This is a genomic window from Mycobacterium florentinum (assembly GCF_010730355.1).
Classification (GTDB): domain Bacteria; phylum Actinomycetota; class Actinomycetes; order Mycobacteriales; family Mycobacteriaceae; genus Mycobacterium; species Mycobacterium florentinum.
The window spans coordinates 439171-464568 of record NZ_AP022576.1; the positions used below are offsets into that span (position 1 = coordinate 439171).

At 66.5% G+C, this 25398-nt stretch carries 30 protein-coding genes; 17 read left to right on the forward strand and 13 right to left on the reverse strand.

All coding sequences use genetic code 11. The features are described from left to right. Window positions 1-78: 78 nt before the first annotated feature. From G6N55_RS02140 to G6N55_RS02150, 3 genes are read left to right on the forward strand one after another with little or no spacing between them, the layout of a single operon-like run. Entirely contained in the window at window positions 79-1335 is a 1257-nt protein-coding gene (locus tag G6N55_RS02140) for a glycosyltransferase family 4 protein (protein ID WP_085220241.1), read from the forward strand. Continuing rightward, window positions 1329-2081, forward strand: coding sequence for a class I SAM-dependent methyltransferase (locus tag G6N55_RS02145; protein ID WP_085220240.1), 753 nt, complete (start codon window positions 1329-1331; stop codon window positions 2079-2081). Before G6N55_RS02140 ends, G6N55_RS02145 begins: the two co-directional genes overlap by 7 nt. Then, window positions 2068-3144 carry a prenyltransferase gene (locus G6N55_RS02150; RefSeq protein ID WP_085220239.1) on the forward strand — a complete coding sequence of 359 codons (1077 nt, stop codon included), beginning with the start codon at window positions 2068-2070 and terminating at the stop codon, window positions 3142-3144. Before G6N55_RS02145 ends, G6N55_RS02150 begins: the two co-directional genes overlap by 14 nt. Here the strand turns inward: G6N55_RS02150 and G6N55_RS02155 are convergent. Beyond that, window positions 3125-3808 (reverse strand): class I SAM-dependent methyltransferase, encoded by a 684-nt coding sequence (locus tag G6N55_RS02155; protein WP_085220238.1) that lies wholly within the window; start codon window positions 3806-3808, stop codon window positions 3125-3127. The two genes, G6N55_RS02150 and G6N55_RS02155, sit on opposite strands and share 20 nt — an antisense overlap. A gap of 110 nt (window positions 3809-3918) precedes the next feature. On the opposite strand from G6N55_RS02155, the gene G6N55_RS02160 reads away from it, so the two are divergent. Further along, the gene (locus G6N55_RS02160; RefSeq protein WP_085220237.1) at window positions 3919-4611 is read left to right on the forward strand and encodes a cutinase family protein; all 693 of its coding nucleotides are present in this window, start codon (window positions 3919-3921) and stop codon (window positions 4609-4611) included. On the opposite strand, the gene G6N55_RS02165 is transcribed toward G6N55_RS02160, so the two are convergent. Further along, a complete protein-coding gene (locus tag G6N55_RS02165; protein ID WP_139826692.1) occupies window positions 4612-5382 on the reverse strand; it encodes a glycerophosphodiester phosphodiesterase family protein in 771 nt (256 codons plus the stop codon). A gap of 174 nt (window positions 5383-5556) precedes the next feature. Here G6N55_RS02165 and G6N55_RS02170 point away from each other — a divergent pair, with 174 nt between their 5' ends. Together G6N55_RS02170 and G6N55_RS02175 are read left to right on the forward strand one after the other, a co-directional pair. Next, window positions 5557-6198, forward strand: a complete 642-nt coding sequence (locus tag G6N55_RS02170) for a carboxymuconolactone decarboxylase family protein (RefSeq protein ID WP_085220236.1) — start codon at window positions 5557-5559, stop codon at window positions 6196-6198. Beyond that, on the forward strand, window positions 6198-6893 hold the full coding sequence (locus G6N55_RS02175) for a GntR family transcriptional regulator (RefSeq protein ID WP_085220235.1): 696 nt from the start codon (window positions 6198-6200) through the stop codon (window positions 6891-6893). Before G6N55_RS02170 ends, G6N55_RS02175 begins: the two co-directional genes overlap by 1 nt. A gap of 27 nt (window positions 6894-6920) precedes the next feature. On the opposite strand, the gene G6N55_RS02180 is transcribed toward G6N55_RS02175, so the two are convergent. Beyond that, window positions 6921-7160, reverse strand: a complete 240-nt coding sequence (locus G6N55_RS02180) for a hypothetical protein (protein ID WP_085220234.1) — start codon at window positions 7158-7160, stop codon at window positions 6921-6923. Window positions 7161-7171: 11 nt separating this feature from the next. Here G6N55_RS02180 and G6N55_RS02185 point away from each other — a divergent pair, with 11 nt between their 5' ends. After that, a complete protein-coding gene (locus tag G6N55_RS02185; protein ID WP_163667063.1) occupies window positions 7172-7663 on the forward strand; it encodes a hypothetical protein in 492 nt (163 codons plus the stop codon). A gap of 487 nt (window positions 7664-8150) precedes the next feature. After that, a complete protein-coding gene (locus tag G6N55_RS02190) occupies window positions 8151-8978 on the forward strand; it encodes a glycoside hydrolase family 16 protein (RefSeq protein ID WP_085220231.1) in 828 nt (275 codons plus the stop codon). A gap of 9 nt (window positions 8979-8987) precedes the next feature. Here the strand turns inward: G6N55_RS02190 and G6N55_RS02195 are convergent, their stop codons facing one another. The 3 genes from G6N55_RS02195 to G6N55_RS02205 all read right to left on the reverse strand — a co-directional run bounded on the left by G6N55_RS02195 (window position 8988) and on the right by G6N55_RS02205 (window position 11557). Then, on the reverse strand, window positions 8988-9629 hold the full coding sequence (locus tag G6N55_RS02195) for a hypothetical protein (protein WP_232078904.1): 642 nt from the start codon (window positions 9627-9629) through the stop codon (window positions 8988-8990). 77 nt (window positions 9630-9706) lie between these two features. Then, complete coding sequence (locus G6N55_RS02200; RefSeq protein ID WP_085220229.1) at window positions 9707-10558, reverse strand: LLM class flavin-dependent oxidoreductase; 852 nt, start codon at window positions 10556-10558, stop codon at window positions 9707-9709. A gap of 159 nt (window positions 10559-10717) precedes the next feature. Continuing rightward, window positions 10718-11557, reverse strand: coding sequence for a class I SAM-dependent methyltransferase (locus G6N55_RS02205; RefSeq protein WP_085220228.1), 840 nt, complete (start codon window positions 11555-11557; stop codon window positions 10718-10720). 44 nt (window positions 11558-11601) lie between these two features. Here G6N55_RS02205 and G6N55_RS02210 point away from each other — a divergent pair, with 44 nt between their 5' ends. Continuing rightward, a complete protein-coding gene (locus G6N55_RS02210) occupies window positions 11602-12615 on the forward strand; it encodes an NADP-dependent oxidoreductase (protein ID WP_085220227.1) in 1014 nt (337 codons plus the stop codon). Window positions 12616-12618: 3 nt separating this feature from the next. On the opposite strand, the gene G6N55_RS02215 is transcribed toward G6N55_RS02210, so the two are convergent. Then, entirely contained in the window at window positions 12619-12987 is a 369-nt protein-coding gene (locus G6N55_RS02215; protein ID WP_085220226.1) for a hypothetical protein, read from the reverse strand. Between the two features lie 129 nt (window positions 12988-13116). Between G6N55_RS02215 and G6N55_RS02220 the strand changes: the two genes are divergently transcribed. After that, window positions 13117-14583: an amino acid permease gene (locus tag G6N55_RS02220; protein ID WP_085220225.1), complete on the forward strand. Its 1467-nt coding sequence runs from the start codon at window positions 13117-13119 to the stop codon at window positions 14581-14583. A gap of 117 nt (window positions 14584-14700) precedes the next feature. Beyond that, window positions 14701-14955, forward strand: coding sequence for a hypothetical protein (locus G6N55_RS02225; protein WP_085220224.1), 255 nt, complete (start codon window positions 14701-14703; stop codon window positions 14953-14955). 73 nt (window positions 14956-15028) lie between these two features. On the opposite strand, the gene G6N55_RS02230 is transcribed toward G6N55_RS02225, so the two are convergent. Both G6N55_RS02230 and G6N55_RS02235 read right to left on the reverse strand, forming a co-directional pair. Then, the gene (locus G6N55_RS02230) at window positions 15029-16483 is read right to left on the reverse strand and encodes an aldehyde dehydrogenase family protein (RefSeq protein ID WP_085220223.1); all 1455 of its coding nucleotides are present in this window, start codon (window positions 16481-16483) and stop codon (window positions 15029-15031) included. Between the two features lie 124 nt (window positions 16484-16607). Beyond that, window positions 16608-17078, reverse strand: coding sequence for a hypothetical protein (locus G6N55_RS02235; RefSeq protein WP_085220222.1), 471 nt, complete (start codon window positions 17076-17078; stop codon window positions 16608-16610). Between the two features lie 71 nt (window positions 17079-17149). Between G6N55_RS02235 and G6N55_RS02240 the strand changes: the two genes are divergently transcribed. Beyond that, complete coding sequence (locus G6N55_RS02240) at window positions 17150-18457, forward strand: hydroxyacid-oxoacid transhydrogenase (protein ID WP_085220221.1); 1308 nt, start codon at window positions 17150-17152, stop codon at window positions 18455-18457. A 5-nt stretch (window positions 18458-18462) separates the two neighbouring features. On the opposite strand, the gene G6N55_RS02245 is transcribed toward G6N55_RS02240, so the two are convergent. Further along, the gene (locus G6N55_RS02245) at window positions 18463-19365 is read right to left on the reverse strand and encodes an NAD-dependent epimerase/dehydratase family protein (RefSeq protein ID WP_085220220.1); all 903 of its coding nucleotides are present in this window, start codon (window positions 19363-19365) and stop codon (window positions 18463-18465) included. A gap of 59 nt (window positions 19366-19424) precedes the next feature. Here G6N55_RS02245 and G6N55_RS02250 point away from each other — a divergent pair, with 59 nt between their 5' ends. Both G6N55_RS02250 and G6N55_RS29445 read left to right on the forward strand, forming a co-directional pair. Further along, window positions 19425-20246 (forward strand): alpha/beta fold hydrolase, encoded by an 822-nt coding sequence (locus G6N55_RS02250; protein WP_085220219.1) that lies wholly within the window; start codon window positions 19425-19427, stop codon window positions 20244-20246. A 72-nt stretch (window positions 20247-20318) separates the two neighbouring features. Then, complete coding sequence (locus G6N55_RS29445) at window positions 20319-21113, forward strand: PE domain-containing protein (RefSeq protein ID WP_085220218.1); 795 nt, start codon at window positions 20319-20321, stop codon at window positions 21111-21113. Between the two features lie 5 nt (window positions 21114-21118). Here the strand turns inward: G6N55_RS29445 and G6N55_RS02260 are convergent, their stop codons facing one another. Further along, the gene (locus G6N55_RS02260; protein WP_085220217.1) at window positions 21119-22303 is read right to left on the reverse strand and encodes an acyl-CoA dehydrogenase family protein; all 1185 of its coding nucleotides are present in this window, start codon (window positions 22301-22303) and stop codon (window positions 21119-21121) included. A 112-nt stretch (window positions 22304-22415) separates the two neighbouring features. On the opposite strand from G6N55_RS02260, the gene G6N55_RS02265 reads away from it, so the two are divergent. Together G6N55_RS02265 and G6N55_RS02270 are read left to right on the forward strand one after the other, a co-directional pair. After that, window positions 22416-22799, forward strand: coding sequence for an NYN domain-containing protein (locus G6N55_RS02265; RefSeq protein WP_085220216.1), 384 nt, complete (start codon window positions 22416-22418; stop codon window positions 22797-22799). Further along, window positions 22796-23767: an NAD(P)H-dependent flavin oxidoreductase gene (locus G6N55_RS02270; protein WP_085220215.1), complete on the forward strand. Its 972-nt coding sequence runs from the start codon at window positions 22796-22798 to the stop codon at window positions 23765-23767. Before G6N55_RS02265 ends, G6N55_RS02270 begins: the two co-directional genes overlap by 4 nt. On the opposite strand, the gene G6N55_RS02275 is transcribed toward G6N55_RS02270, so the two are convergent. Continuing rightward, entirely contained in the window at window positions 23748-24059 is a 312-nt protein-coding gene (locus G6N55_RS02275; RefSeq protein WP_232078905.1) for a DUF4333 domain-containing protein, read from the reverse strand. The genes G6N55_RS02270 and G6N55_RS02275 overlap by 20 nt on opposite strands. Window positions 24060-24266: 207 nt before the next feature. Here G6N55_RS02275 and G6N55_RS02280 point away from each other — a divergent pair, with 207 nt between their 5' ends. Further along, window positions 24267-24722, forward strand: coding sequence for an MBOE_33420 family protein (locus G6N55_RS02280; RefSeq protein WP_085220214.1), 456 nt, complete (start codon window positions 24267-24269; stop codon window positions 24720-24722). A 5-nt stretch (window positions 24723-24727) separates the two neighbouring features. Here the strand turns inward: G6N55_RS02280 and G6N55_RS02285 are convergent, their stop codons facing one another. Further along, entirely contained in the window at window positions 24728-25384 is a 657-nt protein-coding gene (locus G6N55_RS02285) for a CAP domain-containing protein (RefSeq protein ID WP_085220213.1), read from the reverse strand. Window positions 25385-25398 lie beyond the last annotated feature (14 nt).

A 25398-nucleotide genomic window follows, 5' to 3' on the forward strand; every position in this document is an offset into this window, starting at 1 on the left:
CAGGGAGTTCGGGAGCCCGTTGATCGCAATGGATTTGGCGCCCTTCCGCGTTCGTTAACCAGCAAAGAAGAGTTGAGTATGCGAATTGCCTTGCTGTCCTACCGTAGTAAGACCCATTGCGGCGGACAGGGCGTCTACATACGACATCTCAGCCACGGTCTGGTGGAACTCGGTCACGATGTCGAAGTGTTCTCCGGGCAGCCCTATCCGGAATTGCTTGATCCCCGGGTGCGACTGACCGAGGTTCCGAGTCTCGATATGTACCGCGAGCCCGACCCGTTCCGCATCCCCCGCCCCAGCGAGATCCACGACTCGATCGATCTCCGGGAGCTGCTGACCGTCTGGACGGCGGGTTTTCCCGAGCCACGTACCTTCACGCTGCGCGCCGCCCGGCTGTTGGCCGAGCGCGCATCCGACTTCGACGTCGTGCACGACAATCAAAGTCTGGGAACTGGACTGTTGAGTATCGCGGCCGCCGGAATGCCGGTGGTGGCCACCGTCCACCACCCCATCACCCGCGACCGTGTGCTCGACGTTGCCGCTGCCAAATGGTGGCGGAAGCCGTTGGTGCGCCGCTGGTATGGCTTCTTGGACATGCAGCAACAAGTGGCGCGTCAGATCCCGGAGCTCTTGACGGTCTCGTCGTCGTCGGCCGCGGATATCATTTCCGATTTCGGTGTCTCCCCCGAACAACTCCACGTGGTGCCGTTGGGTGTGAACACCGAGCTGTTCAAACCGGGTTCGGGTCCACGGCAGCCCGGCCGCGTGATCGCGATCGCCAGCGCCGACACCCCGCTGAAGGGCGTCAGCACCCTGTTACACGCGGTCGCGAAGGCCCGCGTGAGCCGGGATGTCGAGTTGCAGCTGGTCGCCAAAGTGGAGCCAAACGGGCCCACCCACAAACTCATCGCCGAGCTGGGGATCTCGGACATCGTCCACATCACCAGCGGACTTACCGACGCCGAGCTGGCCGCATTGTTCGCCTCGGCCGAGGTCGCCTGCATTCCCTCGCTCTACGAAGGGTTTTCGCTGCCCGCCGTGGAGGCGATGTCGAGTGGTACACCGATCGTCGCGAGCCGGGTTGGCGCACTGCCCGAGGTCCTCGGGACCGACGGCGCCTGCGCCGAGCTGGTGCCGCCCGCCGACGTCGACGCGTTGACCCGCGCACTCGGCGAGCTCCTCGACTCGCCGGAAAAGCGCCGCAGTCTCGGCAAGGCGGGCCGGGCGCGCGCCGTCAGCGTGTTCAGCTGGGAGGCCGTGGCCGCGCAGACCGTGCGGATCTACGAGCAGGCGATCGCACGAAGGGCCGTCGTGCAAGGCGAACGGCAATGCTGACAGTCGATTTCGAACGGCTCGGAATCGGGCCGTCCACCAAGGTGATCGACGTCGGCTGCGGAGCCGGCCGGCACACGTTCGAGGCGTACCGCCGCGGCGCCGACGTCATCGCGTTCGACCGCGACGAAGCCGAATTGGATTCCGTGGACACGATTCTGCAAGCGATGGCCGAAAGCGGTGAGGCGCCCGCCTCGGCGTCGGCGAAAGTGGTTGTCGGCGATGCGTTGAACTTGCCGTACCCCGATCAGACGTTCGACTTCGTCATCGCATCCGAAATTCTGGAACACGTCACGCAAGACGACGCCGCGATCGCGGAATTGATCCGCGTTCTCAAAGTCGGTGGCACACTGGCGGTTTCGGTACCTCGTTGGCTCCCCGAACAAGTGTGCTGGCTGCTGTCCGACGAATACCATGCCAATCTGGGCGGTCACATCCGCATCTACCGGGCCAGCGAATTGCGGGACAAGATCGCCGGCAGCGGGCTGGAATTGACGCATACGCATCATGCGCACGCACTGCACGCGCCGTTCTGGTGGCTGAAATGTGCTGTAGGAGTGGAAAACACAGACCATCCCGCGGTGACCGCCTACCACAGACTCCTGGTGTGGGATCTCATGCAGCGCCCGAGGCTCACCCGGATCGCGGAGTCGGTGCTCAATCCCTTCCTGGGCAAGAGCGTGGCGATGTACTTCACTAAACCGCGACACGCCGAAGCGACCCCGGGGTATTCAGTTGCGTCGATCTAATCTGCCCGCGGTTCCGGGCGTCTTCAGCCCGGAGCAGTGTCGCCAGACAGCCCTGTCCATTGCCGCCGAGCAGGAGTCATCGGGTGCCATCCCGTGGTTTCAGGGCGGTCACACCGACCCATGGGACCACGTGGAATCGGCCATGGCGCTCACCGCGGCCGGATTGTTGGAACCAGCCCGGGCCGCCTATGAGTGGAGCCGTCGTAACCAGCGTTCCGACGGGTCCTGGCCCATCCAATTTCGCGCGGGGACAATCGAGGACGCGAACAGCGACAGCAATTTCTGCGCCTACGTCGCCACGGGTGTCTGGCATTACGTGTCGGTCACCGGTGACGATTCGTTTGCCGCCTCGATGTGGCCGGTGGTGCACAAGGCCATCGACTTCGTCATCGACCTGCAGGTCGGGTACGGCGAAATCTGTTGGGCGCGAAGCGAAACGGGGCCGGTATGCGAAGCCCTGCTAACCGGTTGCGCCAGTGTGTATCACAGCATCCGGTGTGCATTGGCGCTGGCGGCTCTGGTGGGCGACCCGCAGCCGGAGTGGGAGCTGGCCCTGGGACGGCTGGGCCATGCGCTGGTCGCGCATCCCGAGGCATTCACCGAAAAAGACCGCTACTCGATGGATTGGTACTACCCCATCCTCGGTAGTGCGCTACGGGGTCCGGCCGCTGCCACGCGCATCAAGGCACGCTGGGACGACTTTGTCGTCGACGGCCTGGGCATCCGCTGCGTCGGCGACCGCCCCTGGGTGACCGGCGCCGAAACCTGCGAGCTGGTTATGGCGCTCGAGGCCATCGGTCAACGCTCCGGCGCGCACCAGCAATTCGCCGCGATGCAGCACCTGCGTGAACGAGACGGTTCGTACTGGACGGGGTTGGTGTTCGCCGACGGGAAGCGGTGGCCCGAGGAGCGCACCACGTGGACGGGCGCCGCGGTGATCCTGGCCGCGGACGCGCTGTCGGACACCACCAGGGGTGCCGGGATCTTCCGCGCCCACGGCCTGCCGCTGGGCCTGCAGACCGACTTCGACTGCGAGTGCGTCGCTACCGGCCGCGGCCGGTGACGTCGATCGGCTCGCCGACCTGACCGCAGGTGCGTTCGAGCACCCGCAGCGACCCGAGTGCGGAGATCTCCCGGAACTGACCGGAATCGATTGCGCGGCAATAGATGTAATACGGTGGCCGCCCGCCGTCGGCCGGATCGGGAAAAACGTCATGGATGACGAGTGCTCCGCCGACACTCACCCACTTGGCCCATCCGTTGAAGTCCTCGGTGGCCGCGGCCTCGGAGTGGCCGCCGTCGATGAACAAGAACTGCAGCGGTGATCGCCATCCCCGGGCCACGACCGGCGACTTGCCCACGACCGCCACCACGTGCTCGTCGAGCCCGGCGGCGTCGAGCGTGCGACGAAACGTCGGCAGCGTGTCGAACAGTCCGGTGACCTCGTCGACCAGCGAAGCGTCGTGGTATTCCCAGCCGGCCTGATGTTCCTCGGAGCCGTGGTGATGGTCGATCGTGTAGAGGACACCGGCCGTCTGTTGGGCCGCCGCACCGAGCAGCAGGGTGGATTTGCCGCAATAGGTACCGATCTCCACACCGACACCGCCGCCCAGATACCGCAGCGCTGCGTCATAGAGTGCGCGCCCCTCGTCGTCGGGCATGAAGCCCGTCACCTGTTCGGCCAGTGCGAACAAGCGCTCGGGGGCACCCGCGTTGGTGTGGCTCATCAGCTGAACCTATCTGTCGGGCTGCCCTGGCCGACAGCGTGGTCAGGGTCTGCCGGGACCGGAGTTCACCCTGCCCGGCGGCGGCAGCGAGTTCGCCCTACCATCGTGCTGTGCGCGCTTTACTTCTCGGTAAATCATTGGGTGTGTGCCTAGCGGCGGTCGTGATCGCGGGCGCACTGATATTGGCGCCGGCGGCCCTGCCGTCGGGGACGCCGGGTGCGGTGCCGACGGCTGCCGCCAGCTGTCCCCAGGTTCAGGTGGTGTTCGCCCGCGGCCGATACGAATCTCCCGGGCCCGGTGTGCTCGGCAACGCGTTCATCAACGCCCTATCGTCGAAGGTCGGCAACAGGAGCTTCGGCTCGTACGCCGTCAAGTACCCCGCCGACACGCAGGTCGACATCGGCGCCAACGACATGAGTCACCACATCCAGGACATGGCCAACAACTGTCCGGACACCCGCTTGGTTCTGGGCGGCTACTCACTAGGAGCGGCCGTTACCGACGTGGTGCTCGCCGCGCCCATCGGCGCGTTCGGGTTCGACAGCCCGCTGCCGGCGGGTATGGATCAGCACATCGCCGCCGTCGCGCTGTTCGGCAACGGGAGCCAGTGGGTGGGGCCGATCACGAACTTCAACCCGACTTACAACGACCGGACGATCGAGTTGTGCCACGGCGCCGACCCGATCTGCAACCCCGCCGACCCGAACACCTGGAAAGAAAACTGGCCACAGCATCTCGCCGGTGCCTACATCGATGCCGGCATGGCCAACCAGGCCGCCGACTTCGCCGCAAGCAAGCTCTAGCTAGGCCGGCGACCACTCGTCGCGGGCGACCAGCACCTCACGCAGGAGGTCGGCGCGATCGGTGATGATGCCGTCCACGCCGATGTCGAGGAGGGCACGCATCGTTACGGGGTCGTCGACCGTCCACGCGTGCACCTGACGTCCCGAGGCGTGCGCGGCGCGGACCAGGGCGGGCGTGATCACCGGCAGCCGGCCCAGTCGTGGCGGCAGTTGCAAGCAGTCGCTGTCGCGCAGCAACCGCCAGGCGTAGGCGCGGCTGGCCGGCGTTTTCGCCGCGACGAGCGCCGGGAACGCGACCGTGCCGGCCGAACTCGCGACGCGCTTGGACAGCAGGCCCAACGCGCGACGGCGGCGGCGGTCGGAGAACGACGTGACCAGCACCCGGTTGTGCGCGTTCAACCGTTCGATGACCTCGACGGTCGGTTCGATGGCCGACTCGGCCTTGATATCGATATTGACCCGCATGCTCGGCAGCTCGACCAGGAGCTGTTCCAGCGTCGGGATGGTCTCCCCCGCACCGAGATCTGCCGTGCGGACATCCCGCCAAGCAAATCGGTCGATCGCGTCCGGTAGCCCCGACTGCGCGGGGAGCCGGCGATCGTGCAGGATCACGGCCACGCCGTCCCGGGTCGCACGAACGTCCGTCTCGATGTAGCGGAACCCGAGCTTGGCGGCTTCGTGAAACGCGCCCATGGTGTTCATGGGAAACCTGAACGACGTGAATCCCCTGTGCGCCATCGCAATTCGCCCGGCACCGCGAAGGTACTCCAGGTCCGCCGCGTCGCCATCGCTCACGGGGTTCTAGGCTACGGCGTCCCGTCGGGCTCGGTGAAGGAAAGGGACAGACTGTACGCAATCCATGGCACGGCTGAGCCGTGAACTGCATTGACGTGGCAGCTGAGGCTGGGATTGAATGCAATCCGCACCCAGTCGAGAGGACCCGCAATGCCGCGCCTGAATCCTGTTTCCAGGGGTGAGGTCAACGACGAATTCACGCTGAAGATGTACGACTTCATGTTCGGCGACCGTGACCCGGTGGCCGAACCGGGCACCGTAGGCGGGACCCCGGGGAACTGGTGGACGGTGATGGCGCAATCCCCCGCTGCCCTGCGCCACGCCGTGCGGGGCTTTCGCCTGTACCGCGAAGAAGTCAGCATCCGGCCCGACCACCGCGAGCTCGGCCAGATCAGGGCCGGCTGGGTGGTCGGCAGCCAGTTCGTCTACTCCCAACATTGCAAGGCGTGCCGGTCGGCGGGGTTGTCCGAGGAGAAGATCGCGGCGATACCGTCCTGGGAAACCGCCGACTGCTTCGATCACACCGAACGGCTGCTACTGGCATACGCGGATTGCCTTGCGGGCCAACATGGCCGGGTGCCCGAGCAGTTGTTCAACCAACTTCGGGAAGTATTCACCGATACCGAGATCCTGGAATTCACCTACACCACCACCATGTATGTCATGCACGCGATCATGTCGCGGGCGCTGCGCCTGGAGTTCGACGACGTCGATGACCCAATTGTGGAGGTCGAAGACCCCGAGGGCGGTGGAGTGCTCGACATCGGTGCCGCGACGTCGGGGGGTGACTGATGGCCAAGATGGATGGCCGATCGGACCTGGCCTATCGGCTCATCCGGCGCGCGATCACCAAAGGCGATTTCGAGCCGGGTTCGCGGCTCGTCGAACAGCGCATCGGCGAGATGTTCGACCTGTCCCGCACCCCGGTGCGAGAAGCCTTGCGGGCCTTGGCCGCCGACGGCCTGGTCGTCATCGAGCGAAACCGGGGCGCGGTAGTCGCGACAATGTCCGAGAGCGATATCCGCGACCAGTACGAGCTGCGCGCCCGACTGGAATCGCTGGCCGCCGAGCGTGCCGCGACCCGGATGAGCGCCGAGGGCATCGGCGCGCTCGACGCGGCGATCGCGGACTTCGACGCCGGAGTCGAGCTCGTGTCGAGTGGCTCACTGGATGCCGGTTGGCACCGAATCACGGCCGCCAACAGCGCCTTTCATCGAGCCGTCGTGAAGGGGTCGGCACATCGGCGACTGTCGGCGCTGCTCGTGCACGCGGTCGACATTCCATTGGTGTATCAGGTGTTCCGGCATCAGACGCGGCTCGAAAGCGAGCGCTCCAACCTTTTTCATCGGATGGTGCGTGATGCGATTGCCGCCGGTGAATCCGAGCGCGCCGGCGCCCTGATGGCCGAGCACATCATGCAGGGGCGCGACTGTGTGTTGGCGTCGCGTTCGCACACGCGTTCCGAAGCCGAAATCCACGCCTCGTGACCGTTGCCGTCGCTGAACGGGACGGCCTCAGACTTCGTAGGTGACCTGGTACCAGTGCCTGACCGGCTTGTGGGTCTTGTCGGCCTGGCCGGTGTCCGTCACCCTGACCACGTTGACGTCGGTCGCGCCGGGATTGTGGGCTTCGATGTAGCGCTGCAGCTCGTGAATGACCGCGCTATGCGGCTGATCCGGATTGGCCAGCGCCTTTGCTCGGTGTGTTCGCGCTACACCGAGAATTATGCCGACGTACTCTTCGATATGCAGCATTCGCTATTACCTTGTCCCGCAAGCTGGTTGGCGGCCCGTCGCCGCCACCGCAAACCGATATAGCCGTTGATGCGCGGTCCAGAGCTGAAGCTGTCTTGATAACCCGGCAGAAAAGTGGGCAGGACGTACGCGTAGGTGAACAATGCGGCACTGCCGAAACCGACGAACGACGCGAATCCGGGAGCGCAGCGGTGTTGTCGCAGAACCAGCACCAATGCCACAACCACGAAAATGCCCTGGATAGTCCCGGCGGCCGTCACAGCGGCTGGCGATGCCGTCATCCCCCGTCGAAAGTGATCGACGCTATGCAGCCCGACGCCGCGACGAAGGCGATCATTGCCACCGCCAGGGAGCGGTCCGTCGGCAGCGGATTCGAGTTGTTGGGAGAAGCAGACGGCTTTTGGGGTCGCAGGAATGCAACCGTGTTGGATTTACGCGCGCAGGGAGAACCGTCGAATGGTCACAAAACTGAGATCGCCAAATGCCCGGTTATGAGTTGGTGATAGCGGCGCAGTGCGGGATATCGGGGCAGGTAAGCGCTTACGCGGGGGTGTCGCCGCTGGAATACACCTTGAAGTGACGGCTACCGACGGCGACCGCGTGGTCTACCTCGGCAGTGCCCCGACGGGCCCGGGCTGACGGGTGACGACGCATGGATTCGGTGCGTTCGCGTTCGCGTCGCTGGGCCGCAATCCAGGCCGGATGCGACTGAAGGAAAATAACCGTCGACCCTGGTGCATTCGCCATGATTGTCAACTCCTCAGCCGCAAAGCGACGGACATGTTATGTGTTCGTGTCCAGGATGCCCAGGCAATCCTGAGACCAAACCACGCATGATCATGAGAATTGACCGTGAATTCATCCCAAATCCCGAGCTAGTGCCGTTTTGCCGGCCGTTTCGGGCCGTCAGCGATCCAAATGCTAACGACGGCCACCGACACAATTTCCGTTTCGACCCCGTACGACCGGGGCTGCTATCGTCGCTTGCTTATGCCTGAGATGGACCGTCGCCGCATGATGCTGACGACAGGGATCGGCGTGCTGGCGGCCGCGCTGCCAATCCCTGAGGCCAGGGCTTATCCAGGGCGGATGCCACCGCCCAGCGCGCCCAGCGGGCAGGCGGGGAGCTACATCTTCTCCGACGAATTCGACGGTCCGGCCGGGTCGGCGCCCGATCCGTCGAAGTGGGCGATCGCAAAAGCCCGCGAGACGATCAAGGATCCGACCTATTGGGAGCTGCCCGAGCACATCGGGCAGTACCGCGACGACCGCAAGAACGTGTTCGTCGACGGCAATTCCAACCTGGTCCTGCGCGCGGCGAAAGACGGCCCCACCTACTTCAGCGGCAAGGTCCAAAGCCTGTGGCGCGGCGGCGTCGGCCACACCTGGGAAACCCGGGTCAAACTGAACTGCCTGACCCCCGGCGCCTGGCCCGCCTACTGGCTCGGCAATGACGATCAGGGCGAGATCGACGTGATGGAGTGGTACGGCAACCGCAGCTGGCCGTCGGCGACCACCGTCCACGCCAAGGCGAACGGCGGCGAGTGGAAGACCCACAACATCGCGGTTGACGGCGGCTGGCACACCTGGCGATGCCAGTGGGACGAGGCCGGCATCAGGTTTTGGAAAGACTATTCCGACGGCGCCCAGCCGTATTTCGACGTACCGGCCAGCTCGCTACCGGATTGGCCGTTCAACGGCCCCGGCTACACGGTGTATCCGGTGTTCAACCTGGCCGTCGCCGGCTCCGGCGGTGGCGATCCCGGCCCGGGCACCTATCCCGCCGACATGCTCGTCGACTGGATACGCGTCTGGTAGCCGGGCGCGTCAGCCCGGTATGCGATCTCCGGCGAACCACGCGCTCGTCACCGAACGGGTCTGCGGCGGCGGAAAGTGCGCGCCCGGCGCTCCCAATTGACCGACCTTGACCGTCCACGTCGGTCCCGAGCGATCGTCTACGCAGGTCTGCGCGGTTGGCAGGCACAGGACAACGAGATGGGCGCCTCCGTCCCCGCACCAGTAGCCCCCGACGTAGCCGTCGTCTCGGCCGCCCCAGGCGCCGCCGTTGCGCAGCGAACAGCGGGTGCCGTCATCGAGGACGAGCGCATACGGTTCCGGTAAAGCCGGGGGTTGCACCGGCGGAAGCTGGCCGTTGTAGCTGACCCGATGCAATCGCTGGTCCCACGGATCGTCTACGCACAACAGCGCACCCGGCGTCGACGGCCAGCAGGTGCCGGCGCCGGCAGCGCTCGGAGAGCACGAGTAGACGTCTTCGGCCACCGCCGAGGGCGACGCGGTGCAGCCCTCGACGACGGGGACGTTGCCTTGGGCCGGGGTTTCGTGAAAGCCGTTGACGGCCTGCCCCTTGGATCCGACGGCCACCGTGGTGATCTGCTGGGTGGGCGGCGGATCGGCCCACGCAGATCCGGCGAACCCGAGCATCACCATCACCATCACAAAGCTTGGCACCACAGCAACTCGCGACGCGTCCACCGGGCTAACAATCCTCCACGTCGGCCGCAATGTGAATGGCAAACCAGCTCGGCTTAGACGGCCGCGATCGGCCGTGAGCCGGAATCCAGGGTTAGGCAGCGTTTTAGCAGTGTTTCGGTCGGTGGTTGGCGGAACGCCAGCACCATCTCCTCGCAACCGAGCCGCTCGAACTCCGGCAACAATGCCAGCTGTTCGTCCACCTGGCCGGCTTCGGCCGGATGCAGCGACAGCTGCGCCGAACGCAGGATCTCGGCCGGCGCACGCTGCACATCGGCGCACGCCGCGTCGAGCTGGGCGTTGACGGTGCCCCACCGCTGCGGCCCCTCGTGTCCGGGCATGTTCCACATATCTGCGTGACGCGCGATGACGCGCAGCATCTTCGGCTCGCTACCGCCGATCACGATCGGCGGGTGCGGGTACTGCAGAGGTTTGGGCCTGCACCGCGCCTCCTGGAGGGTGAAGAACTCCCCCGTGAAGGTGACCGTTTCCTGCGTCCAGAGCCTGCGAAGCACGGTCAGCGCCTCGTCAACCATCGCGACCCGGGTGCCGGGGCTGGGAAAGGCGATCCCGTACGCGCCATGTTCGTCCTCATGCCAGCCGGCGCCGAGCCCGAAGTAGAGGCGCCCACCGGAAATGTGGTCGACGGTGACCGCCATCTTGGCCATGGCCGCCAGGTTCCGGAACGTCACGCTGGACACCAGGCAGCCGATTCGCGCCCGCTTGGTGACCGCGGCCATCGCGGCCAGGGTGGTCCAGCCCTCGTAGGTCGGGTCGGTGTTTTCCTTCGGCCCGTGGAAATGGTCGTAATCCCACACCGTTTCGAAGCCCATGCGATCGGCGGTGCGCCACAACTGCTCAAGCTCGCGGTATTGGAAGCTCAGGTCGAATTTGACCGTGATGCGCATGCCGTGATCCTAGGATCGGCGGGCGCATTTTGGCAGGCGAACAATCCGCAATCCGATCTTGTCTCTCGATCGTAAGAGGCCGGACTCGCGGCATTAAAGAAACGTCTGGATGCGCGTTTTACTCGGTTAATACGTTGTGCAGGCTGATAGTTGGGCAGCTCAATGCGTGAGGAGGGCGATCGCACTCGAGGGATTGTTGCCCGGACTGCGCAGATCCGGCCGGGGCAGCCAGGCGAGCGGGCGCATCCATATCGGCAAGCGGCGCAATCGGTGGGCGGTGTGCAGTAGCGGTTGCGCTTCGACGGTCTGCCAGCCGAGGTCTTCGAAGAAGGCCAGCCCGTTCTCGGGTGCGAACTTGAACGGTGCGCTTTCGGCAATCCCGGCCATGTTCTTGTTGATTCGCTTCCTCAGGCCGGGAAAGGCGATGTCGAGCATCCACCAGGCGACCTCGGGTCGCTTGATCGCGTCCGAAAGCGCGGTGATGTCACGGTATTCGAGGTACATCGACAGACCCTCCGTCAGGACAAAAGCCTTCGTCGCCCCGTCCAGCGCCTCGTCGAAGAAGGCGTCTCGGGCGTTCGGATCGGCAAGGTCGACGGCGGTGCGGGTCAGCCGGCATCGCGGGGTCTGGTCGGCAAGCAGCTGTGTCTTCTCGGCGAGCAACTGGGGCAGGTCGGCCTCGATCCAGGTGAGCTCGGCCGGCAGGTCGAGCCGATACGGCCGGGTATCCAGGCCGGCGGCCAGATTCAGCACGCGGTCGCAGCCGTTGGCGAGTGCGTCGGCGATGGCGTCGTCGATCAGCTTGGTGCGCGCGACCAGCCACCAGCCGCTGCGATCCCTCCATCGAACTCCGGCAACGATCGCGCGGCCCTGCTCACCGGCCAGGAGCCCGGCGAGCGGGTCGTGGAACAACGCGTCGGTCCGGGCCGACTCGGTGGCCCGATGCAATGCCGTCCACCGGGCGGTGTCGGAAACGTGAGTGATGGTGTGCTCGGCCATAGGCAGCGTTATAGCATTCGCCGTCGCTGGCGTAGCGTGCGCTCATGCCTGATGTGAATCGTCGATTCCTGTTGCGTGAGCGCCCCACCGGACGCATCGGTGCCAACACGTTCGAGCTCACCCAGGAACCGGTTCCCGAGATCGGCGAGGGCGAGGCGCTGGTGCGCGTCGAATGGATTTCGCTCGATCCGACCAACCGGACCTGGATCAACGACACGCCGACCTACCTGCCGCCGGTGGGTATCGGCGAGGTGATGCGGGCCGGTGGGCTCGGCCGGGTCGTCGAATCCAAGAACCCCGATTATTCGGTCGGCCAGATCGTGCAGGGCCTGGTCGGCTGGCAGGAGTACGTCGTCGTCTCCGACACGAACCCGTTGTTCCCGGTCGACGTCGCCGACGGGGTCTCCCCGAGCGCCTACATGGGCGCGCTCGGGACAACCGGGCTGACCGCCTGGGTCGGGATCCGCGACATCGGTAAGCCGCAGCCCGGTGAGACCGTCGTCGTGTCGGCCGCCGCCGGCGCGGTGGGCTCGATCGCCGGCCAGCTTGCCAAGGCCGACGGCGCCCGCGTTGTCGGGATCGCGGGCGGCCCGGACAAATGCCGGCTGCTCACCGAGGAGCTCGGCTTCGACGCGGCCGTCGACTACCGCGCCGACGACTGGGCTGCTCAATTGCGGGCGGCGACGCCCAACGGCATCGACGTCGACTTCGAGAACGTCGGCGGGGTCATCATGGACGCGGTCTTCGCGCGCCTCAACATCCGCGCGCGCGTCGCGTTGTGCGGCCTGATCTCCGGCTATAACGAGTCCGAACCACCGCCCGGTCCGCGCGCGTTCGGCAATCTGCTGATCCAGCGTGCGACGCTGCAGGGCTTCATCGTTCTCGACCACCTGGGCCGGGCTCCCGAGGCGGTCCGCGAGATCTCCGGTCTGATAGCCGCGGGCAAGCTCACGCCGCTCGAGACCGTGGTCGAGGGCTTCGAACAGCTGCCGACCGCGATCAACATGCTGTTCGACGGCAAGAACGTCGGCAAGCTCATGGTCAAGACATCGGGCTAGGGCTCAGAGCGTCGCGACGACAAGAACTTTCGAGCGGTCCCCGGGATCGACTCGCACCGGCACCTCGGCACCGACCGTGATGTGCGGCGCCGTCGACAGCTCGAGTGAAACGCGCCGGGTGGCGCGATAGGGGCCGTGATCGGGCAACCGCACGTCCAGGTCCAGCTCGTGCCACGACCCCAGCACCGTCGTCTCGACGTTTTCGCGGATCGCCACGATCGTCGCGACGCCCGGGAGGCCGTCGCGCAGCAGCCTTTCCCGGTCGGTGCCCCGCGCGTGGAGTTCGGCGACGGCGTCGATCGCGTGCTGCTTGTCGGACCGCGTGACCCGCTGTCCCGCACTGGCTTTCTTTGCTCGTCCGAACCAGCCCATGCCGGTGAGCGTACGTCAATTGACAATCGTCGTGGTCAGCACGGGGTATGAAGGTAACAATTATCGTGTTTAGCTACAGCATTGGTTAGCTGGGATTGCCCAAAGCCCGGAAACTCGAGGACGGGACACATGAGCGAGGAACTCGGCGATCCCAATCCTGCTGCCGCGCAGCTGCACCGGGGCCTGATGAACCGTCACGTTCAGCTGATCGCGATCGGAGGCGCGATCGGAACGGGTCTGTTCATGGGCGCCGGGCGAACCATCTCCCGCGCCGGCCCATCGGTGGTGGTGGTGTACGGGATCATCGGGTTCTTCTTGTTTTTCGTGCTCCGCGCGATGGGCGAACTGCTGTTGTCGAACCTGAACTACAAGTCGTTCGTCGACTTCGCGGGTGACCTATTGGGGCCCGCGGCAGGCTTTTTCGTCGGGTGGTCGTATTGGTTCGCCTGGATCGTCACCGGGATCGCCGAACTCGTCGCGATCGCGGGCTACCTGCAGTTCTGGTGGCCAGGTCTACCGGCCTGGGTGCCGGCGCTGGTCGCGTGCGGGCTGATCCTGCTGTTCAACTTGTTCAGCGTGCGCAACTTCGGCGAGATCGAATTCTGGTTCGCCTTGATCAAAGTCGTTGCGATCATCGGTTTGATTGTCGTCGGCGTAGTCCTGGTGGCCACCAATTTCGTTTCACCGCAAGGTAATCCGGCGACGATCGAAAATCTTTGGAACAGCGGCGGATTCTTCGCGACCGGTTTCATGGGGATGGTCGGTGGATTCCAGATCGCGTTCTTCGCGTTCGTGGGTGTGGAACTGGTCGGCACCGCCGCGGCCGAGACGGCGAACCCACGCCGCACCCTTCCGCGCGCGATCAATGCGGTGCCGCTGCGGGTTTCGATCTTCTACGTCGGCGCGCTGCTGGTGATCCTCACGGTCGTGCCGTGGCGGCGGTTCGCCGGCAACGAGTCCCCCTTCGTCACGATGTTCTCCCTCGCGGGGCTGGCCGGTGCGGCGTCTCTCGTCAACTTCGTCGTCACCACCGCCGCGGCGTCGGCGGCGAATTCCGGGATGTACTCCACCGGCCGCATGCTGTACGGCCTGGCCGACGAAGGCAGCGCTCCGGCGGTGTTCCGCCGGCTGAATCGCGGCGGCGTGCCGGCCCCCGCCCTGTTCGTCACGGCCGTCCTGCTGCTGACCGCCATCCCCGTGCTGCACGTCGGCGGTTCGGTGATTCGTGCTTTCACACTGGTCACCACGATTTCGTCGCTGCTGTTCATGTTCGTGTGGGCGATGATCCTGGTCAGTTACCTCGTCTATCGCCGCCGGCACGCAGCGCGCCACGCGGAATCGGCGTTCAAGATGCCCGGTGGCCGGGTGATGTGCTGGGCCGCCTTCGCTTTCTTCGCATTCGTCGCCTGGACGCTCACGACGGAGAAAGACACCGCGATCGCCCTGGCCTGGTTCCCCGCGTGGTTCGTATTGCTGGCGATCGGCTGGCTGATCGTCCGGCGCCGCCCGAGTCAGGCCGAGCGCTACCGCCAGTTCCTGGCCGAGATGAACGGCCCGGTCGACGACAGGGCAGAAACGACGGCCCCGGCATCCTGACCTGCGGGTGCCCCTCGAAGGCCCGGACGTTGTTGGGATCGGTAGCCGGCGCGGGCGGCTCTACTTATCCCAACGACGCCGCCACCGAGGCGGCACCCCAGGAAAGGAAGACAGCAAATGAACATCGTGCCGACCGGCATCCAGGAGCAGATCAACCGCGTCGATCGCCAACGGAGCCTGTATATCGGGATCAGCACCGGCCTGGTTGCGGTCTGGAGCTTTTTCCGGCTGATCTGGATGCTCTACATCGGAATGACGTTTGGCTGGTTCTTCGGAGCGATGGCCTTCCAGCTGGTGCTGTGGGGTGTGATCGGCACCGCCGCGGCGGTGGCGTCCATCGGGTTCCTGACTCGTTACAACAAAGGTTCTTGAGGCGTCTGACGGCCGTCGGAGGAGTCCCGGACCCGAGGGGGGTCCGGGACTTTCCGCGTTGCGATAGCGGGAATTACAGCTGGATCCAGGCCGACTTCGTCTTCAGGTAGATGTCGAGGCCCTCTTTGCCGAACTCGTGTCCCCAACCCGACTGCTTGTGGCCGCCGAACGGCACGTCGTGGTCGAAGACCAACTGGCAGTTCACCTGGACGCTGCCGGCGTGCAGCCGCTTGAGCATCCGGTGGGCCCGGCTGACGTTCTGCGTCCACGCGGTCGCCGCCAGGCCGTAGGTGGTGTTGTTGGCCAGCGCCACGGCCTCGTCTTCGTCGTCGAACGGCAGAATGGTGACCACGGGCCCGAAGATCTCCTGCTGGTAGAGCCGCATGCCCGTGTCGACGTTGGTGAGCACCGTCGGGTGCACGAAGTAGCCCTTGCGGTCCAGCCGGTAGCCGCCGGTGACCACCTCGACGCCGTCGCTGCGGCCTTCGTCGATGAAGCCCATCACCCGGGTCAACTGCTTCTGGCTGATCAGCGGGCCGCTGACGCAGCCTTCCTCGCTGGGAGCGCCCAGCTTGAAGGTGTTCGCCATCATCGAGATGCCCTCGACGACCTGGTCGTACACGCCGCGCTGAGCGAAGATCCGCGATCCGCAGACGCAGCCCTGGCCGGAGTGCACGAAGATGCCCAGCGACGCCATCAGCAGGGCCTTGCTCATGTCGGCGTCGTCGAAGATCAGCACCGGTGACTTACCCCCGAGTTCGAGCGTGACCTTCTTCAGATTGTCGGCCGAGGCGCGCACGATCTCCTTGCCGACCTCAGTCGACCCGGTGAAGGCGACCTTTTCGACATCGGGATGCGCGGTGATCGCGGCTCCCGCGGTGTGGCCGTAGCCGGTCAGCAGGTTGACGACGCCCTCGGGGACGCCGGCCTCGTGGATCAGCCGGTCCAACAGCACTGCCGACAGCGGTGTCTCCTCGGCGGGCTTGACGAGCAGGCTGCTGCCCGCGGCCAGCGCCGGCGCAAGCTTCGCGCTCGCGTTGAAGATCGGGCCGTTCCACGGGAAGATCAGCCCCACCACGCCGTACGGCTCCTTGAGCGTGTACGCGTGCATGTTGACGAACGTGTCGGTCGCGATGCCGTCGGTCTTCACGTCGTACGCGACGCCGTTGATCTTCGAACACCAACCCGCGTAGTAGCGGAAGAACTCCGAACAGGTCGACATCTGCAGCGTTGCCTGCATCAACGGCATGCCGGTGTTGAGCGAGTCGAGTTGGGCGAACTCGTCGGCGTGCTCGTCGATGAGGTCCGCGATCCGCCACAAGACCTTGGCCCGCTCGCGTCCGGGTAGGTCGGACCAGACACCCGATTCGAAGGAGGCCTTCGCCCGGGAGGCAGCCTCGTCGACGGCCTCCGGACCGCAGTCGGTGAATTCGGTGATCGTCTCTTCGGTCGCGGGGTTGATGATCGGAATGACCTCACCCGATCCGGGGCGCTTGCTGAGGTCGTCCAGTACTGCCTGCAGAGTCATCTGTTCCCTTCCCGATCAACTCTGATCGAGCCCGGCGCTCCCGTGCCCGTATATGCTGAGCACCTGCTTAGCATTGCGGGTGTGGCGCGGTCAAGATTGCGTCGTGCCGGCCGCGTCGGCGCGTCTAGCGCTTGGCCGCGCCGATCGCCTCGTGCACCGCCGAAACGCAGCCCGCCGCATCGGGTTCGGGCCCCAGCCCGACGTAATAACTGCCGGTTTGCTCGCCTGGGAAGCCGGTGATCGTGAATCCGGCCGGATCGCCGTCGATGGTGTGCGTGGTCATCGACGCCTGCGCCAATGGCAGGGAGAGGACCGCGGTCCCGCGCTTGGCGCCTTCGGTGGCCACCAGCAGTTGGGTGGGATGCAGCACCACCGCGGTCCAATGCTCTTCGTCGGGATCGACCGGATTGGCGCGCCGGCGCAGTAGCTTGCCGAATGCCGAACTGGCCGGCGGGTTTTCGCTATGCGTGAGCCACACCCGCACGTCGTTGAGGTCGATCTGGTGGGCCGCGGCGTGCTCGGCCAACTTGCCGCAGATCGGGCGCGGCAGTTCGACGATTCGCGCCGGTCGGGTGTGACGCACATACAGCGGCATGGGTGCATCATGCCCGCGGGCGAACCCGACCGCCATTCGCGCGGCCGGGCGTCGAGGCGTTGGATAGCAGCATGGCGTGTTGCGAATTCCCGGCTGTGATGCAGGGCTGCGACGGAGCCTTCACCGTCGACTCTTCCCGAATCACGTTCGGGCGCGGCTGTCTCGCGGAGTTGGGCGAGCGGGCCGGCGCGCTGGGTATGCGGCGGGTGGCCTTGTTCACCGATGCCAGTGTCGCGGCCCTGCCCATATTTGCGACGGCCCGCGAGTCGCTGGCCGCGGCCGGGGTGGACGTCGTCACCTACGCGGACGTGCACGTCGAACCGACGGACGCGTCGTTCGCCGAGGCGACCCGCTTCGCCCAAGAGGTGCGGCCCGACGGTTACGTCTCACTGGGTGGCGGTTCGGTCATCGACACGTGCAAGGCCGCCAATCTGTACGCCACCTATCCCGCGGACTTCCTAGCTTATGTCAACGCGCCGATCGGCGCAGGCAAACCGGTTCCCGGACCGCTCAAGCCGCACATCGCCTGCCCCACCACCGCCGGCACCGGCAGTGAGGTCACCGGAATCGCGATTTTCGACCTGCTCTCACTGACGGTGAAGACCGGAATCGCATCGCCCGCGTTGCGGCCCACCGAGGCGCTCGTCGACCCCGACTGCACCGCCAGCCTGCCCGCCGGAGTCGTCGCAGCGGCGGGCCTGGACGTGCTGTCGCACGCGTTGGAGTCCTACACCGCGCGCCCCTACGTGCGCCGGCCCGCTCCCCCACGGCCCAGCCTGCGGCCGATGAGTCAGGGCGCCAATCCGTGGAGCGACCTGGGCTGCACCGAGGCGTTGCGAGTGCTGGGCCGCAATCTGGAGTCGGCTGTTCGAGATGCCTGCGACAGTGAAGCGCGTGAACAGATGATGTGGGCCGCGACGCTGGCGGGGATCGCCTTTGGCAACGCGGGCGTGCACGCGCCGCACGGCATGGCCTACGCGGTTGCCGGGCTGGTGCGCGACTTCCACCCCGCGGGCTACCCGCCCGACGAGCCACTGGTCCCGCACGGCATGTCCGTGATCGTCAACGCGCCCGCGGTATTTCGGTTCACCGCGCCGGCCAGCCCGCGGCGGCACACCGAGGCGGCCCGGCTGCTGGGCGCCGACACCCGAGACGCCGGTCCCGACGATGCGGGTGAGGTGCTCGCGACCGAGCTCATCCGGATCATGCGCGCGGTGGGCATGCCCAATGGGCTTGGCGGGGTGGGCTACACCGACGACGACATCGCCGCCCTCACCGAGGGCGCCTTCCCCCAGCAGCGCCTGCTGCAGAACGCGCCGCGCGAGATGAGCAAGCGGGTGCTGGCCGATTTGTTCGGCTCCGCGATGCGCTATTGGTAGGCGCGTTAGGCGCCGACCAGCTCGGGGTGGAACTTGGACGCCATCCGGCGCATGCCGTCGTGCCAGTCGACCGTCGCGGCGCCGACGAGCTCGCGCATCCGGCTTGCGTCGGTGGGGTTGCCGCGCAGCGCCTGCTCGCTCTCCTCGAACACCGGCTCCTTGCCGACCAGTGATCCCAGGAAGGTGCACCACTCCTGCAGGCTGACGGTCTGCTCCCCGCACCAGTTCAGGGTGGTCGCCGGGACCGACGCCACCTCGAACAGCTTCGGGATGGTGGCGATGATGTCGTCCTCGTGGATCGGGTTGTAGCGGGCCGGGCCGCCGGGCGGCACCGGAATCGGGATACTGCCCAGCACCATCTCCATGTGGTAGAACGGCCAGCCGCCGTTGTCGCCGTACGGAACGTTGAGGCGGGCGATGGTCGTCGGTATATCCAGGGCACGCGCCATCGTCCGGGCGACCACCTCGCCGGCGATTTTCGAGATGGAATAGGTGGGGAACAACGGCTTGTGGTTATCGCCCAACGCGGCGTCCTCGGTCCGGATTTCGTCGTCCGGCGGGTCGTAGACGGCCCCAGATGAGCAGTGCACGAACGCTTTTGCGCTACGGCAATGGGCCATCAGGAGTCCGACGGATTCGGCGTTGGCCGCCAGATCCTTGTCCCAGTGCCCGCTCTTGGCCACCGCGAGATTGAGGACGTAGTCGAAGTCGTTTGGCAGACCGGCGAAGTCGCCGGCGGCCAGGTTGACCGTCTGGCACCGCACGCCCGCCTTCTCCAGGTCGTCGCGGACCGCGGGATTGGTGAATCGGGCGATGCCCCACACTTCGTTGTCGGTTGCCAGCGCCTTGGCGACGGGGGTGGCAACTTGTCCGGTCGGACCGGTGATCAGGATCTTTGAGCCGCGCATGCGCTGATGGTAGCGGGGGCTCGCCGTGCCCCGACGATCGGCGTAACGTCGCGCTCGTCATGGCAGATTCGGTGCGGTTCGTCGACGCGAATGGGCTCAGATTCGCCTACCTCGAGGAGGGCTCGGGGCCCCTCGTGCTGATGCTGCACGGGTTCCCCGACACCGCGTATTCCTGGGACTATCTGCGCCCGCGAATCGCCGCCAAGGGCTACCGCGCGGTCAGCCCGTTCATGCGCGGCTATGACCCCAGCGGAATCCCGGAGCGCGACCCGGATCAGGAGACGCTGGCCCGCGACCCGCTGGCGTTGATCGAGGCGCTCGGGGCGCCCGACGCCATCGTGATCGGCCACGACTGGGGCGCGTCGGCCGCCTATGGCGCGGCCGCACTCGGCCCCGATCGCGTCAAAAAGCTTTTCGTCATCGGCATTCCGCACCCGGCGGCGCTCAAACCGACGCTGCGCAAGGTCTGGGGCGTCCGGCATTTCGCGGCCTACAAGCTGCCGGGCGCGCCGAACCGCTTCGCGCGCAATGACTTCGCGGCGCTGCCCGCCATTTACCGGCGCTGGTCCCCGACGTGGAACCCCGATCCGAGCGAGTTCGACGCCGTGCGCGCGACCTTCGCGAATCCGGCGAGTCGCAACGCCGCGTTCGGCTATTACCGCAAGCTCTCCCCGATTCCGAGTCCGTCGCTGAAGGCGCGGATCACGGTGCCCACGGTTGTCTTTGCCGGACTCGATGATCCGGTCGCCGAGCCCTCGGACTACCGGGGTGCCGCGCGGATGTTCGAGAACGACTACGTCGTCGAAGAGGTTCGCGGCGGACACTTCATGCACCGAGAACATCCCGAGGAATTCACCGATCGGTTGTTGACCCACTTGTAAGCGGGTCGCCGCGCGCTGGGGCGGCCCAATTTCTGCTTCCGGCAGCCGGGGGCCTCGGTAGAATCAATGCCCATGACATCCATGTCGCACGACCCGGCCGTTGCGCTCATCGGCGGGCAGCTGACGGCAATGGGAGCCGCCGCCGTCGCATCCGGTGCCGCGGCGGCGCCGGCGGTGACCGCGCTGATGCCCGCGGGCGCCGAGGAGGTCTCGATGCAGGCGGCAATGGCATTCGCCGCCGAGGCCGGCAAGGCACTGGCCGCACACGCCGCGGCCCACCAAGAGATTTCGCGCACGGGCGCGGCGCTGGTGAACATCACCCGGATGTATGCCCAGACCGACGCGACGGCGGCGGGCGCCTTGCAAACCAACGCGGCGCGCAGCACCGCCGTCGGATTCGAAAGCGCCGGTGCGCCCATGTCGAGGTCGCTGGCCAGTCCGGCGCCGGCCACCCGGCTGCTGCGCGCCGAAGCGGTGCCCGGCGCGGCCGGGACGCCGGCCCGTACCCCGGCGCTGGCCAATCTGCTGGAAACGGCGGCCGTCGCGCCGACCCCCGCAGCCGCGGCCGGGACGGCCTCGATGCCCGCGGCCATGAACGCGGCGTCGACCCTGCTCAGCGCCGGCAGCGCGCCGCTGAGCACGCTGAGTTCGCTGGGCTCGTCGCTGGGATCCGTCGGCCAGGGCGGCCTGGGCGGCGCGACCGCGGGCGGCGCATCGGCAGGCGGGGCGGCCGCCAGTGCGGCGGGCGCGAGCGGAGCCGCCGCGGGCGGGGCCGGCCCGGCGCTGGCGTCCTCGCTGACCGACGACGACGGCAGCCCCGACACCAAGGACGCCGACGGCAAGCAAACGGGCGGGGAGCTGGTCTAAGCGGTTTACAACCCGGGTTGGTCGTCGATGATGCCCAGCCAGATCTGCGCGGCGTCGATGGCCACTTTCTCGCTGATGAAGGCGTGCTGGGTTCCGGTGTAGATGTCGCGGAACGCGCGCTCGAGGCGGGTGCCCTCACGGATCGAGCTGGTCCCGGCGACCAGGTGCGCCCATTCGGCACAGCTTCGGGCCGTATCGGTGGCGTAGACGGCGGCCACCCGCATATCCGCGCGCAGGCCAGGCGTCAGATCTTCGCCCGCGGCGACCGCGGCCTCGGCGGTGGTGAAGGCGTCCAGCACCAGAAGACGCGCGGCGCGCCAGGCCGCGCGATGGTGCGCCAGACCCTTCTGGAACGTGGGGCGGCTGGCCAGTGCGGCCATGTCGCTCATCCGGAATTTCGTGGCGGCAAGCTCCTGCACGTCGTCGAGCATGCTCTTGGCCACGCCCAACGCCCACGACGCGTGCCCGGCGGCGGTGACCGGCATCAGGCCCATCCGGGTGGCCGGCGACGTCCCGCGATGTGGCGCGCGGGCGAACAGTTCGAAGGTGCGGCTCTGTGGGACGAACACGTCGGTGACGCTGTAGTCGTAGGAGCCGGTTCCCTTGAGTCCCTGGACATGCCAGCCGTCGTTGAAGCTGATCTGCTCTCGCGGCAATACGGCCACGTGCATCTCGGGCAGGCCTTCGCTGATCCAGCGCATCTCGCCGTTGTCCACCGGCAGAAATCCGGCCGCGACGTATTCGGAGTGGCCGATGCCGGAACCGAAACTCCACGCTCCGTTCAGCAGATAGCCGCCGTCGACGACGGTGCCCTGGCCGTTGGGAAAGAACTGGCCGCCCATCGTCACGCGGTTGTCGTGAGCGGTGAACACCTCGGCGAAACCCTCGTCGGGCAGATAGGCCGCCGCGGCGAACGACGACGGCAGGTTCGCGATGCCGACCCACCCGAATGATCCGTCCTGCCAAGCCATTTCGATCCAGGTCTCGATCATCTCGGTGAACGACGGTTCGAGACCGCCGGCCGCTGCGGGGTTGAACGACGGCATCAGCCCGCTGGCCCACATCTCGTCCACGATCGGCGCGGAAAGCGTGCGGATCCGCTCGGACTCCGCGGCCTGCTCGGCCACGAGGTCGCGCATGCCGCGTGCCAGCGAGACCACACGGTCGCTCGTATCGGCTAACGACGTCATTGGCGCTCTCCTTGTCGAACCCGGGACGTTGATAGGGGTGACCGTACCAATTACTCAAAGTGTCCAGCCATCGAAATCGCGTGTTACCGAGCGTCGGCCCTACTGTGGGCTGGTGCGGTGGATCGTCGACGGGATGAATGTGATCGGCAGTCGCCCGGACGGTTGGTGGCGCGACCGCGAGCGCGCCATGGTCGCTTTGGTAGACAAGTTAGATGAATGGGCCTGCGCGCAAGGAGAGACGGTGACAGTGGTGTTCGAACGGCCGCCCAAGACCGCGATCACATCGACGGTGATCGAGATCGCGCATGCGCCCAAACCCGCCGCAAACTCGGGTGACGACGAGATCGTCCGCCTGGTTCGAGCCGACGCCCGTCCCAACGAAATCCGGGTGGTGACATCCGACCGGGCGCTGACTCACCGGCTGCGCGGTCTGGGCGCATCCGTTTTCGCGTCGGAGCGATTCCGCGACCTCGTCGATCCGCGGGACCACCGATGACCGCCGGGGCCGAGCCCGCAACCAATCGGGTGTGTGAACTCGCGCAGATCGACATCCCGATCATCCAGGCGCCGATGACCTACATCGCCGGCGCCCAGCTCGCCGCCGCGGTGTCCAACGCCGGCGGGTTGGGAATCATCGAGACCACCTCCGATCAGGGGCGGGCCGACATCCAGCGGGTGCGCAGCCTCACCGGTGGATCGGTGGGCGCGAACATCGCGCTGCTGTTCAACCGCGATCTGACGGTGATAGACCTGTTGGTCGCCAACGGTATTCGGTTCGTGACCACCTCGGCCGGGAGCCCCTCGCTGTTCACCGATCGGCTCCACGATGCGGGCATCACCGTGTTCCACGTGGTGGGCACCCTGGCCGCGGCCAAGAAGGCCGTCGACGCCGGCGTCGACGGGCTGGTCGTCGAGGGAGTCGAAGGCGGCGGGTTCAAGAACCGATTCGGAGCGTCGACCATGGTGCTGCTGCCACTGGTGGCCGCCCACGTGGACGTCCCGATCGTGGCGGCCGGCGGAATCTGCGACGCCCGATCGATGGCCGCCGCGCTGGTGCTCGGCGCCGAGGCGGTCCAGATGGGTACGCGGTTGCTGGCCTCGGCGGATTCGCCGGTGCACGGCAACCTCAAACAAGCCGTCGTCGCCGCCGACGAGACCGCAACGGTGCTGCTGCCACTGGACGGCAAGCGGATGATGCGCGTCATCCGCACGGCGGCCGCCGAAAAGCTGGATGAGTCAGCGTCTTTCGAGGAGGGCGGCGCGGCGCTGCAGCGGGTGCAGCGACTCTATTTCGAGGGCGACATGGACGCCAGCGTCGCCAACACCGGTCAGGTCGCCGGCCGGATCGACGACCTCCCGCCGGCCGCCGAGATCATCAAGCAAATGTGGACCGGCTGCCGCGAGGTGCTGGCCGCCACCGCGGATCGGCTCCGGCCCGGCCAGCCTAGCTCGGGTGGGTGTTGACGGCGAAGTCGACTTGTTCGCCGTTGACCTTGGTGATCTTCATGTTCGCGGTGTACTCCTTGCCCTCCGGGCCGGTGAAGTGACAGTCGAACTGCACACCGACCTTGGCCTCGACGCCGTCGGGGCAATGCACATCGTTGGGATGAAAACCGGTCTGCTTGGCGACGACGTCGACCACCGATTGCGCCGCACCGTCGGGCTTGACGGTCGACTTGCTGCTGCAACCGGCGCCCACCCCACTCATCAGGCTGACGGCTGCGGCCGCCGCGGCAACCTGGGCGATACGCATCATCGCGCTACTCCTTTGTCTGCCGAGCCCGAGGCGAACGCGACGGGAATCGACAGGCTAACACGGGTCCGCGGTGACCCCACAGCTCAGAAGGTGCGGACGACCGGCACTGCAAACCAATGTTCGCATTCTCCGGAAACCCGGTGTCGGAGCCGGATACAGTGACCGCCAATGGCTCTCAGATGTCTCTTGCGAGCCGCGTGGCCCGCCATGACCGCCGCCGCTGTCCTCGCGGCGCCGGTCGCCGCTGCGTCGCAGCCCGTCCCGCTCAACGGCGCGTACGACACCTTCCTCGACCATTCGAAGCAGATGTTCAACGGCCAACCGCGGCCCTCGGAGCCGTCGATACAGCCGGCCAGCTTCACCACCACGTGCGACGCATCCGGTTGCGTTGCGCACTGGCTGCTGGTGAACGGGCTGGCCGACAACCCCACCGCGCCCACGGCGTACGACTACCAGTGGTCCGACGACAGGTGGGTATCGAGCGCGGACTATCCGTTCCATTGCGACGACGCCAGCTTGGTCGACGCCAGGCGGTCCGATTTCCTGATGCCCAACGGTGACGGAAGTTTCCGTGGGGAGCGAACTTTTACCGTCGGCGCACCCGGATGCCCCGGCGACGGCCCCGGCGTCTACTGGCTGCCGTTTACGCTGACGCCCGGCTGATTGCCCTACTGAGGCGGAATCCCGGGCGGTGGATAGACGCCGCGCAGGATCCACGGGAGCCAGTTGATGCCGTACTCGACCTCGTCGCTCGCGTCGTAGTCGGGGCTGGGATCGAGGGGGACGTTCTCCTGCAGAGCCACCGCCGGCGGCGGCACCGCCCTTGCCGGTGCGGCGGCAGGCCGATCGGATTGGCCGTATACGGCGACCACCACGGTGCGATCCCGGGCATTCTCCGACCACACCCCGATCTGGCTGTTGGTGCAGTCGGACATGATCGCGAAATATCCGGGGTTGTAATACCACTGATTCATCACCTCGACGCCGCTGATCGCGACGGCGGGATTGATCGCGACGGTCTCTGCCACCCGCCCGTGGAAGCCGGCGGCGTTCGCGCGGTCTTGCGGGGTGGACCCGTCAGAGCCGATGTCGTCGTTGAGGTTTCGATTGTTCAGCACGTCGAGGGTGTGCCGTTGGGCGGCCAGTTGCAGCTGCGGGTTGATCTTGACGTCGTTGGTGCAGCCGGCTTGGTGCTGCACGGTGAACACGTTGGCAACCACGCCGTCGTTGAGCCGCTTGTTGTCGGCCTGTGCGGCGGGCGCAGGACATACGGCACCGGTAGCCGTGCAGAACAATGCGCCCAGCGCCAGTGATCGATACCGCATGTCATTGTTCCTTT